This is a genomic window from Pseudomonas sp. PDM26, from assembly GCF_019219185.1.
Taxonomy (GTDB): domain Bacteria; phylum Pseudomonadota; class Gammaproteobacteria; order Pseudomonadales; family Pseudomonadaceae; genus Aquipseudomonas.
Genome location: NZ_JAHUWC010000001.1, coordinates 841,732 through 854,835 on the forward strand (window position 1 = coordinate 841,732; position 13,104 = coordinate 854,835).

Sequence of the window (13,104 nt, forward strand, 5' to 3'; positions counted from 1 at the left end):
ATCGCGAGCAAGCTCGCTCCTACAGCCGAAATCAGGCAGGAAACCTCATGACCGACGCGTTCGAACTCCCCAGCACAATGGTCCAAGCCCTTCAGCGCCGCGCGGCCCTGACGCCGGATCGGGTGGCCCTGCGTTTTCTCGCCGAGACCCTGGATCAGGCTGTAGTGCTCAGTTATCGCGAGCTGGATCAACGGGCGCGGACGATTGCCGGCGCGTTGCAGGCTCAAGCGGATTTCGGCGACCGCGCCGTGTTGCTGTTCCCCAGTGGCCCTGATTACGTCGCGGCATTCTTTGGTTGCCTGTACGCGGGCGTGATCGCGGTGCCGGCCTACCCGCCGGAGTCGACACGCCGTCATCACCAGGAACGCCTGTTGTCGATTATCAGCGATGCCCAGCCGCGCTTGCTGCTGACCAGCGCCGGGCTGCGCGATGCGTTGCAACAAATCGAAGGGGCGCCGCCGATGCTGTGTGTCGATACCCTCGACAGTGCACTGGCCGAGCGCTGGGTCGCGGCGGATTTGCAGAACGATCACATCGCCTTCCTGCAATACACCTCCGGCTCTACCGCGCTGCCCAAAGGCGTGCAAATCAGCCACGGCAATCTGGTGGCCAACGAATTGCTGATCCGCCACGGTTTCGGTATTGACCTGAACCCCGACGACGTCATCGTCAGCTGGCTGCCGCTGTACCACGACATGGGCCTGATCGGCGGTCTGCTACAGCCGATTTTCAGCGGCGTGCCTTGCGTGTTGATGTCACCTTCATACTTCCTCGGCCGGCCGTTGCGCTGGCTGGAAGCGATCAGCGAATACGGCGGTACCATCAGCGGCGGGCCGGATTTTGCCTATCGCTTGTGCAGCGAGCGAGTCAGCGAGTCAGCCCTGGAACGGCTCGACCTGAGTGGCTGGCGCGTGGCGTATTCCGGTTCCGAACCGATTCGCCTCGACACCCTGGAACGCTTCGCCGAGAAGTTCGCTACCTGCGGCTTCACTTCGGACAGTTTCATGGCCTCCTACGGCCTGGCCGAAGCCACGCTATTCGTGGCCGGCACAACCCGCGGCCAAGGCATCGGCAACCTGCGGGTAAACGATCAGGCCCTGGCGCAGAACCGTGTCGAAGCAGGCGAGGGCAGCCCGATCATGAACTGTGGTATCAGCCAACCGGATCACGCGGTGCTGATCGTAGACCCGGTCTCGCTCAGCGAACAGGCCGACAATGTCGTCGGCGAAGTCTGGGCCAGTGGGCCGAGCATCGCCTCAGGCTACTGGCGCAACCCCGAGGCATCCGCCAAGACCTTCGTCCAGCACGCCGGCCAGACCTGGCTGCGCACCGGGGACCTGGGCTTCCTGCGCAACGGCGAGCTGTTCATCACCGGGCGCCTGAAGGACATGCTGATCGTGCGCGGGCACAACCTGTACCCGCAGGACATCGAACAGACCGTCGAACGTGAAGTGGAAGTGGTGCGCAAGGGCCGCGTCGCCGCTTTCGCCGTCACGGTCGAGGGTCAGGATGGCATCGGCATCGCCGCCGAAATCAGCCGCAGCGTGCAGAAAATCCTGCCACCGGAGTCCTTGATCAAAGCCATTCGCCAGGCCGTCGCCGAGGTTTATCAGGAGGCACCGAGCGTGGTGGCGCTGCTCAATCCGGGCGCGCTGCCCAAGACGTCCAGCGGCAAATTGCAACGCTCGGCGTGTCGCAATCGCCTGGCGGACGGCAGTCTCGACAGCTACGCGGTGTTCCCGTCGGCCGCCAATGAAAGCACGAGTAATAGCGCGCCGGGATCGGCACTGCAAAGCTTGATCGCGCGTATCTGGCGTGAGCAGTTGCAAGTGAGGCACGTCGGCGCCGACGATCATTTCTTCCTGCTCGGCGGTAACTCTATCGCAGCGACGCAGGTAGTGGCGCGCCTGCGGGAAGAGTTGGGTCTGGAATTGAACCTGCGCTTGCTGTTCGAAGCCCCGACCCTCGACGCATTCGCCGATGTCGTGGCCCGCCAGCAACAGGACGGTGGCCTGGCCCAGGGCGGGATCACTGCGCTGTCGCGCCAGCAACCGATGCCGCAATCCCTGGCACAAAACCGTCTGTGGATCACCTGGCAGCTCGACCCGCACAGCAGCGCCTACAACATTCCCGGTGGCTTGCGTCTGCGCGGCGAGTTGGATGAAGAGGCGTTGCGCATCAGTTTTCAGCAGTTGATCGAGCGCCATGAATCCCTGCGTACGCGGTTCTTCGAGCGTGACGGCGTGGCGTTGCAACAGGTCGATCCGGCCGCTGAGTTCAATTTGCAAATGATCGACATCAGCGACCTGCCGGCTGCCGAGCGAGAAGCCCGCGCGCAGCAGATCCGCGAAGACGAAGCCCGCACTCAGTTCAATCTGGAAAAAGGTCCGTTGCTGTGGGTGACACTCGTACGCCTCGATAACGAAGACCATCAACTGTTGGTGACCCTGCACCACATCATTGCGGACGGCTGGTCGCTGAATGTGCTGATCGATGAGCTCTCGCGTTTGTACGCCGCTGCATCGCAAGGCGCGCCGGCCAATCTCGCGCCGCTGTCGACCCAATATGCCGACTACGGCAGTTGGCAGCGCCAATGGCTGGCGCAAGGTGAGGGCGAGCGGCAACTGGCCTACTGGAAAGCACAGTTGGGTGAAGAACATCCGACGCTGGAATTGGCCACCGATCATCCACTTTCCGTCCAGCAAATTCACAGCGCCGCACGACACACTGTGCGCCTGGGCGCCAGCCTCAGCGATAGGATTCACAACACTGCGCAGGCCCACGAATCGACACCGTTCATGTTGTTGCTCTCGGCACTCCAGAGCCTGCTGCACCGCTACAGCGGCCAGCGCGACATCCGCATCGGCGTGCCCAACGCCAACCGTCCGCGCCTGGAAACCCAGGGCCTGATCGGTTTCTTCATCAATACCCAGGTGCTGCGAGCCGAGGTGGACTCACGCCTGCCATTCGTTGAGTTGCTGGCGCAGACCCGGCAGGCCGCGTTGGGTGCGCAAGCGAATCAGGACCTGCCGTTCGAACAACTGCTCGAAGCCTTCCCCCAGGCGCGCGAGCAAGGTCTGTTCCAGGTCATGTTCAACCATCAGCAACGTGACCTGAGTGCGCTAAAACGTCTGCCGGGCCTGCTCGCCGAAGAGCTGCCGTGGCACAGTCGCGAAGCCAAGTTCGATCTGCAACTGCACAGCGAAGAAGACCGAAACGGTCGTCTGACGCTGTCCTTCGACTATGCCAGCGAGCTGTTCGACGCCGCAACCATCGAGCGTCTGGCCGAGCACTTCACCAACCTCTTGCGTGAAGTCTGCGAGCGTGCGCAACAAGCCATCGGCGACCTGCAACTGCTCACCGTCAACGAGCACGATCAGCAAAAAGTCTGGAGTGTTGCCCCGTGCGCTCCAGCACAACAATGGCTGCCGGAACAGCTCAGCGAACAGGCACGCCTGACCCCGGAACGCACCGCGTTGCTGTGGGACGGCGGCAGCCTCGACTTCGCCGGACTGCACGCTCAGTCCAATCGTCTGGCCCATTACCTGCGCGACAAAGGCGTCGGTCCGGACGTCTGCGTGGCGATCGCCTGCGAGCGTTCGCCGCAACTGCTGATCGGCCTGCTGGCGATCATCAAGGCCGGTGGCGCCTATGTACCGCTGGACCCGGATTCCCCGGCTGACCGCTTGGCCTACATGCTCAGCGACAGCGGCGTTGAACTGCTGCTGAGCCAGACTGAATTGCTCGACCGTTTACCGGCCAGCGACGGCGTCAGCGTCATCGCCATGGATGCCTTGCACCTGGAGAGCTGGCCGAGCCATGCGCCGGGGCTGCGCCTGCACGGTGACAACCTCGCGTATGTGATTTACACCTCCGGTTCCACCGGCCAGCCCAAAGGCGTCGGCAACACCCACGCGGCGCTGGCCGAGCGCCTGCAGTGGATGCAGCAAACCTATCAACTGAACGAAACCGACGTGCTGATGCAAAAGGCGCCGATCAGTTTCGACGTATCGGTTTGGGAGTGCTTCTGGCCGCTGATCACTGGCGCACGCCTGTTGATCGCCGGTCCCGGCGAACACCGCGATCCGCATCGCATCGCGCAGCTTGTGCAAGCGTATGGCGTGACCACGTTGCACTTCGTGCCGCCGTTGCTTTCGTTGTTCATCGACGAACCGCTCAGCGCTGAATGCACCAGCCTGCGCCGGGTTTTCTCTGGGGGCGAAGCCTTGTCGGCGGAGCTGCGCAATCGGGTGCTGGCGCTGCTGCCGGCGGTGCAACTGCACAACCGCTACGGACCGACTGAAACCGCGATCAACGTCACCCACTGGCATTGCTCCAGCGCCGATGGCGAACGCTCGCCGATTGGCCGGCCGCTGGGCAATGTGATCTGCCGCGTGCTCGACAGCGATCTCAATCCGGTTCCGGCCGGTGTGCCGGGTGAGCTGTGTATCAGCGGTATCGGCCTGGCCCGTGGCTACCTCGGTCGTCCGGCGTTGACCGCCGAACGATTCGTGGTCGATCCGCTGGGCGAGCCAGGCACGCGCCTGTACCGCAGCGGTGACCGGGCACGCTGGACGGCGGACGGCGTGATCGAATACCTCGGTCGCCTCGATCAGCAGGTCAAACTGCGCGGGTTCCGGGTCGAGCCGCAAGAAATCGAAGCGCGGCTGCTGGCCCGGGAGGGGGTTGCACAAGCCGTAGTGCTGGTGCGCGAAACCGTGGCCGGTGCACAGTTGATCGGCTACTACACCACGGCGGGCAATGCCGGGGACGAAGCCGATCAAATAGCACACCTGAAAAGCGCACTGGCCGCCGAACTGCCGGAATACATGGTCCCCGCGCATCTAATGCGCCTGGAGGCGATGCCCCTCAGCCCGAGCGGCAAGCTCGACCGCCGGGCCTTGCCGGAGCCGCAGTGGCAGGTTCGCGAACACGTCGAACCGGTGACTGAACTGGAACGACGCATCGCCAGCATCTGGCGCGAAGTGCTGGGCCTGGCGCAAGTCGGCCTGCGCGATGACTTTTTTGCCCTCGGCGGCCACTCGCTGCTGGCCACGCAAATCATCTCCCGCACCCGCCAGGCCTGCGACGTCGAGTTGCCGCTGCGGACGCTGTTCGAACACAGCGAGCTCGGTGCATTTGCCGAGCAGGTTCGCCTGATCCAGGCCAGCGGCAGTACCAACGAGCAGCCGCCGATTGAAAAAGTCGACCGCAGCCAGCCGGTGCCGCTGTCCTATTCCCAGCAGCGCATGTGGTTCCTCTGGCAGATGGAGCCCGACAGCCCTGCCTACAACGTCGGCGGCATGGCGCGGTTGCGCGGCGTGCTCGACGTGGCGCGTTTCGAGGCTGCGCTGCAAGCCCTGATCCTGCGTCACGAAACCCTGCGCACCACGTTCCCGAGCAACGACGGCGTCGCCCGCCAGCAAGTACACGCGCAAACCTGTGTGCGCATGGCGTGGAAGGATTTCACCGCGCTGGATGCCGAAGGCCGCGAGCGGCAGATCCGGCAACTGGCCGACGACGAAGCGCACAAGCCATTCGATCTGGAAACCGGACCGCTGCTGCGCGCATGCCTGGTCAAGACCGCCGAGCAGGAACACTACCTGGTGCTGACCTTGCACCACATCGTCACCGAAGGCTGGGCGATGGACATCTTTGCCCGGGAACTCAGCGCACTGTACGAAGCGTTTGTCGATGACCGTGAATCGCCGCTCGCGCCATTGCCGGTGCAGTACCTGGATTACAGCGTGTGGCAACGTCAGTGGCTGGAGTCCGGCGAGCGTCAGCGCCAGCTCGATTACTGGACCACGCAACTGGGCCGCGAACACCCGCTGCTGGAGTTGCCGGCCGACCGGCCGCGTCCGCCGGTGCAAAGCCATCAGGGTGAGTTGTATCGTTTTGACCTGAGCGACGACCTCGCGACAAAGGTCCGCGCCTTCAACGCACAAAATGGCCTGACACTGTTCATGACCATGACCGCCGCCCTGGCTACGCTGTTGTACCGCTACAGCGGCCAGACCGATCTGCGCATCGGCGCGCCGGTGGCCAACCGCATTCGTCCGGAAAGCGAAGGGCTGATCGGCGCGTTCCTCAACACCCAAGTGCTGCGTTGCCAGCTCGACGGACAGATGTCCGTGGGCGAGTTGTTCGAGCAGGTGCGGCACACGGTGATCGAAGGCCAGTCCCATCAGGACCTGCCGTTCGATCATCTGGTGGAAGCCTTGCAACCACCCCGCAGCGCGGCCTACAACCCGTTGTTCCAGGTGATGTGCAACGTGCAGCGCTGGGAGTTCCAGCAAAGCCGCAGCCTGGCCGGCATGACGGTGGAGTACCTGGCCAACGATGCCCGTGCGACCAAGTTCGACCTCAACCTGGAAGTCACCGACCTCGACCATCGCCTCGGTTGCTGCCTGACCTACAGCACCGACCTGTTCGACGAACCGCGCATTGCGCGCATGGCCGGGCATTGGCGCAATCTGCTGGAGGCGCTGATTGCCGATTCGCAGCAGCGCTTGAGCGAGCTGCCGCTGCTGGCGTGTGGCGAACAACAACATCTGCTCGACAGCCTTGGTGTCGAACCGGGCGAACATCGGCTGGATCAGTGCATTCATCAGCTGTTCGCCGAGCAGGCCTTGATGCGCCAGGACGCTCCGGCCCTGAGCTTCGCCGGGCAGACTTTGAGCTACGCCGAACTCGACAGCCGCGCCAACCGCCTGGCCTGGATGCTGCGCGAGCGTGGCGTCGGGCCGCAGGTGCGCGTGGGCCTGGCGCTGGAGCGCTCGCTGGAGATGGTCGTCGGCCTGCTGGCGATCCTCAAGGCCGGTGGCGCCTATGTGCCGCTGGATCCGGAGTACCCGCTGGATCGCTTGCATTACATGATCGAAGACAGCGGCATCGGTTTGCTGCTCAGCGATGCGGCGATGTTCAAGGCTTTGGGCGAGTTGCCGGCGATCGTCGGCCGCTGGTGCCTTGAAGAAGACGCCACTGCACTGGCCAGCTACCCGGCCACCGAGCTGCCATCGGTCAGCCTGCCGCAGCATCAGGCCTACCTGATCTACACCTCGGGCTCGACCGGAAAACCGAAAGGCGTGGTGGTGTCTCATGGCGAAATCGCCATGCACTGCCGTGCGGTGATCGAGCGCTTCGGCATGCGCGCCGACGACTGTGAGCTGCACTTCTATTCGATCAACTTCGACGCCGCGACCGAGCGTTTGCTGGTGCCGTTGCTCAGCGGTGCGCAAGTGGTGCTGCGGGCTCAAGGGCAATGGGACGCGGAAAAAATCTGTGGCCTGATCCGTCGTCATCACATCAACGTCCTCGGTTTCACGCCGAGCTACGGCAGCCAGTTGGCGCAATGGCTGGCAACGCAAAAGGAAACCCTGCCGGTGCGCATGATCATCACCGGCGGCGAAGCACTGACGGGTGAACACCTGGCGCGTATTCGTGCAGCGTTCCAGCCGAGCCTGTTCTTCAACGCCTATGGCCCGACCGAAACCGTGGTCATGCCGCTGGCCGGTCTTGCCCCTGAAGTGCTGGAGGAGGGCGCCGCTAGCGTGCCGATCGGCAGTGTGATCGGCGACCGTGTGGCCTACATTCTGGACGCCGACCTGGCGTTGGTGCCGCCAGGCGCGACGGGCGAGTTGTACGTCGGTGGCGCGGGCCTGGCCCAGGGTTATCACCAGCGTCCGGGCATGACCGCGGAACGCTTCGTGGCCGACCCGTTTGTCGCCAGCGGCGGGCGTATCTACCGCACCGGCGACCTGGTGCGCCAGCGCGCCGACGGCCTGGTGGAATACCTCGGGCGGATCGACCATCAGGTGAAGATTCGCGGTTTCCGCATCGAATTGGGCGAGATCGAAACCCGTTTGCTGGAGCACGAATCGGTCCGTGAAGCGGTGGTGCTGGCGCTGGATGCACCGAGCGGCAAACAACTGGTCGGCTATCTGCTGACCGATGTCGCGGAGCAAGGCGAAGCGCAACAGGCTGCATTGCGCGAAGACCTCAAGGCACATCTGAAATCGCAACTGCCAGACTACATGGTGCCCACGCACCTGATCCTGCTGGCCAGCATGCCGCTGACTGCCAACGGCAAGCTCGACCGTCGTGCACTGCCGACACCGGACCCGGAGCTGAATCGCCAACACTACGTGGCGCCCGGCAATGAGCTCGAAATCACACTCGCGCAGATCTGGTGCGAAGTGCTTAACGTCGGACAGGTCGGCCTCAACGACAACTTCTTTGAACTGGGCGGTGACTCGATCCTGTCGATCCAGGTGGTCAGCCGGGCGCGGCAGCAGGGCATTCACTTCAGCCCCCGCGACCTGTTCCAGCACCAGACCGTGCAGACCCTCGCCGCCGTGGCCACCCGCAGCGAGCAGGTCAGCGCCGAACAAGGCCTGATCATGGGTGAGTCGCGACTGACGCCGATCCAGCACTGGTTCTTCGACACCGACATCCCGCAACGCCAGCACTGGAACCAGGCGTTGTTGCTGCAACCGACTGTCGCCCTGGAACCTCATCGTCTGGAGCAAGCGCTGCTGGCAGTGATCGAACAGCACGACGCCTTGCGCCTGCGTTTCAGCCGCGTTGCCGGCCAGTGGCAGGCCTTGCACCAGCCGATTTCCGATGCACCGGTGCTGTGGCAGGTGCGCATTGCGTCCATGGACAAGTGCGCGGCCTTGTTCGCCGATGCCCAGCGCAGTCTCGACCTTGAAGAAGGGCCATTGCTGCGGGTGTTACTGGTCGATGGTCCTGAAGGTCAGCAGCGCTTGTTCATCGCCGTTCACCACTTGGTGGTGGACGGCGTGTCGTGGCGGGTACTGCTGGATGACCTGCAAACCGTGTATCGCCAACTGGACGCGCAGCAGTCGGTGAAGCTGCCAGTGAAAACCAGCGCCTTCAAGGACTGGGCCGCACGTTTGCAAGCCTACGCCGGCAGCGAATCCCTGCGCGAAGAGCTGGGCTGGTGGCAGACGCAACTGGCCGGGCCAAGTGCCGACTTGCCTTGTGATCACCCCGACGGCGGACAGCAGATCCGCCATGCGCAAACCGTCAGCGTGCGCCTCGACAGCGAGCGCACCCGGCAATTGCTGCAACAGGCGCCGAGTGCCTATCGCACCCAGGTCAACGACTTGCTGCTGACCGCATTGGCCCGCGTGTTGTGCCGCTGGAGCGGGCACGCATCGGCGCTGATTCAATTGGAAGGCCACGGTCGCGAAGCACTGTTCGACGACATCGACCTGACCCGCACTGTTGGCTGGTTCACCAGCGCCTACCCGCTGCGCCTGACCCCCTCGAACATCGAAGAAGCTGCCGGGCAGGGCGCGTCGATCAAGGCAATCAAGGAGCAACTGCGTGCCGTGCCGCACAAAGGCCTGGGCTATGGCGTGCTGCGCTATCTCGCCGATGAGCAGAGTCGCCACAGCATGGCGCAGTTGCCGGTGGCGCCGATCACCTTCAACTACCTCGGCCAGTTCGACCAGAGTTTCGGGACGGACGCGCTGTTCCATCCGCTGGATGAAGCCATCGGCGCGGCCCACGATGCCAATGCCCCGCTGGCCAACGAGCTGAGCGTCGACGGTCAGGTGTATGGCGGTGAACTGGTGCTGCGCTGGACTTTCAGCGCCGAACGCTTCGATGCGCAAACCATCGACGAGTTGGCCGATGCCTATCTCGGTGAGTTGAGCAGCCTGATCGAGCATTGCCTGCGCGACGACGCGGGTGGCCTGACGCCGTCGGACTTCCCGCTGGCGAATCTCAGCCAGACGCAACTGGATGCACTGCCGGTCCCGGCCGCCGTCATTGAAGACGTCTACCCGTTGACCCCGATGCAGGAAGGCATGCTGTTGCACACCTTGCTGGAGCCGGGCACCGGCCTGTACTACATGCAGGATCGCTACCGCATCAACAGCGAACTCGACCCGCAGCGTTTCGCCCAGGCCTGGCAAGCGGTGATCGCCCGCCACGAAGCGTTGCGCGCGTCGTTCTGCTGGAACGTCGGCCAAGAGATGCTGCAAGTGATCCACAAACCGGGTGGCACGCCGATCGAGTATCTCGACTGGAGCGACATCGCCGAAGCCGAGCAAGAGCCGAAGCTGCAAGCCCTGCTCAAGACCGAACGCGAGGCGGGTTTCGATCTGCTCGACCAGGCGCCGTTCCACTTGCGTTTGATCCGGGTCGGCGCGTCGCTCTATTGGTTCGTGATGAGCAACCATCACATCCTCATCGATGCCTGGTGCCGTTCGCTGCTGATGAACGATTTCTTCGAGATCTACAGCGCCCTCGGCGAAGGCCTGGAAGCGCAGCTTGGGCTTGTGTCGCGCTATCGCGACTACATCGGCTGGCTGCAACGCCAGAGCCTGGCCGAAGCGCGGCAATGGTGGAAAACCAACCTGCAGGGTTTCGAACGGACCACGCCGATCCCGAGCGACCGGCCATTGCTGCGCGAACATGCCGGCGACAGCGGCGGCATGATCGTCGGCGACCGCTATACAAGGCTCGATGCCCGTGACAGCGCGCGATTGCGCGAACTGGCCCAGGCCCATCAGCTGACCATCAATACCTTCGCCCAGGCGGCATGGGCACTGGTGCTATGGCGCTTGAGCGGGGATCGCGACGTGCTGTTCGGCGTCACCGTGGCCGGGCGTCCGGTGGACATGCCGCAGATGCAGCGCACCGTTGGTCTATTCATCAACAGCATCGCGCTGCGGGTGAAAATGCCCGAGGACGGCCAGTGTTGCAGCGTGCGCCAGTGGCTCACCGGTCTGCTCGACCACAACATGCAACTGCGTGAATACGAATACCTGCCGCTGGTGAACATCCAGGAGCAAAGCGAGCTGCCCAAAGGCCAGCCGCTGTTCGACAGCCTGTTCGTGTTCGAAAACGCCCCGGTGGAAGTCTCGGTGCTGGATCGTGCGCAGAGCCTCAACGCGACCTCGGATTCGGGCCGCACGCATACCAACTTCCCGCTCACGGCGGTGTGCTATCCGGGGGATGACCTGGGCTTGCACCTGTCCTACGACCAGCGCTACTTCGATGAGGCCACGGTCGAGCGCATGCTCGGTGAGTTCAAGCGTCTGCTGCTGGCGCTGGTGGAGGGTTTCCATGGCGACATGGCCGACCTGCCGTTGCTGGGGGCCGAGGAGCAGGATTTCCTCATCCATGGCTGCAACCAGAGCGAACAGGATTACCCGCTGGAGCAGAGCTACGTTGCATTGTTCGAAACCCGGGTCGCCCGGCACCCGCAGCGGATTGCCGCCAGCTGTCTGGACCGGCAGTACAGTTATCTGGAGCTGAACCAACGCAGTAACCGCCTCGGTCATGCGTTGACCGCCGCCGGTGTCGGGCGCGATCAACCGGTGGCGTTGCTGGCCGAGCGCAGCCTCGAATTACTGGGCATGATCATTGGCAGCTTCAAGGCGGGAGCGGGTTACCTGCCGCTGGACCCGGGTTTGCCGAGCCAGCGTCTGAGCCGGATCATCGATCTGAGCCGCACGCCATTGCTGGTGTGCACGCAAGCGTGCCGAGAGCAGGCGCAGGCCTTGCTCGACGAGTTCGCCTGCGCCAGCCGGCCACGGCTGCTGGTCTGGGAAGAAGTTCAGGCCCTTGCGCTGTCGGCGGACAATCCCGGTCTCTACAGCACCCCGGACAACCTGGCCTACGTGATCTACACCTCCGGCTCCACCGGTTTGCCGAAGGGCGTGATGGTCGAACAGCGCGGCATGCTCAACAACCAGTTGAGCAAGGTGCCATACCTGAACCTCAGCGACGCCGATGTGATTGCGCAAACCGCGTCGCAAAGCTTCGATATTTCCGTGTGGCAGTTCCTCGCCGCGCCGTTGTTCGGCGCACAGGTGGAGATCGTGCCGAACACCATCGCCCACGATCCCCGGGGCTTGCTGGCCCATGTGCAGAGCCAGGGCATCACCTTGCTGGAAAGCGTGCCGTCGCTGATCCAGGGCATGCTCGCCCAGGAGCGCATGAGCCTCGACGGTTTGCGCTGGATGCTGCCGACGGGTGAGGCGATGCCGCCGGAACTGGCGCATCAATGGTTACTGCGCTATCCGCAGATCGGCCTGGTGAATGCCTACGGTCCGGCGGAGTGCTCGGATGACGTGGCGTTCTTCCGCGTTGATATGGCTTCGACTCGCGGCAGCTACCTGCCGATCGGCACGCCGACCGACAACAACCGTTTGTACCTGCTCGACGGAGCGCTGGAACTGGTGCCACTGGGCGCGGTGGGTGAACTGTGCGTGGCGGGGACCGGGGTCGGCCGTGGCTATGTCAGCGATCCGTTGCGCACCGCACCGGTGTTTGTACCGAACCCGTTCGGCGCACCGGGTGAGCGCCTGTATCGCACTGGCGACCTGGCCCGTCGTCGCAGTGACGGCGTGCTGGAATACGTCGGCCGGGTCGACCATCAGGTGAAGATCCGTGGTTACCGCATCGAACTGGGTGAAATCGAGGCTCGCCTGCATGAACAAGCGCAAGTCCGCGATGCTGCAGTGGGTGTACAGGACGGGGCGAACGGCAAGCACTTGGTTGGCTATCTGGTGGCGGTCGATTCAGCGCTCGATCCCGCAGATCGCCTGGAGCGCATCAAGCAACGCCTTCGCGCCGAACTGCCGGAATACATGGTGCCGCTGCACTGGCTATGGCTAGACAAGCTGCCGCTCAATGCCAACGGCAAGCTGGATCGCAAGGCGTTGCCGGCACTGGAGATCGGCCATTTGCAAAGCCAGGACTATCAGGCGCCGCGCAATGAACTTGAGCAGACCCTGGCCGATATTTGGGCCGAGGTGTTGAAGGTCGAGCAAGTGGGCGTTCGCGACAACTTCTTCGAATTGGGCGGGCATTCGCTGCTGGCCACGCAAATCGCCTCGCGGGTGCAGAAAACCCTGCAACGAGATGTGCCGTTGCGGGCGATGTTCGAGTGCAGCACGGTGGAAGAATTGGCCGGGTACATCGACGGGTTGGCGGCCAGTGATATCACCGAGGAAAAGGTGGATCGCTTGAATGATCTGATGGCGGAGTTGGAGGGCTTGTAATCTCCAACGGCTTGCCCGCGATGGCGATTGTACAAACGCATACATTCTGGCGATTGAC

General features: G+C 63.5%; 1 protein-coding gene. It reads left to right on the forward strand.

Features of this window, described 5'->3' with window-relative positions; translation table 11 throughout:
* The first annotated feature begins 47 nt into the window (after positions 1–47).
* Positions 48–13,046, forward strand: a complete 12,999-nt coding sequence (locus KW849_RS03910) for a non-ribosomal peptide synthetase (protein WP_218427789.1) — start codon at positions 48–50, stop codon at positions 13,044–13,046.
* Positions 13,047–13,104: the final 58 nt, after the last annotated feature.

Bases quoted from the DNA above. Each gene is read 5' to 3' on its own strand.
- KW849_RS03910 (WP_218427789.1), top strand. From the start codon at position 48: ATGACCGACGCGTTCGAACTCCCCAGCACAATGGTCCAAGCCCTTCAG.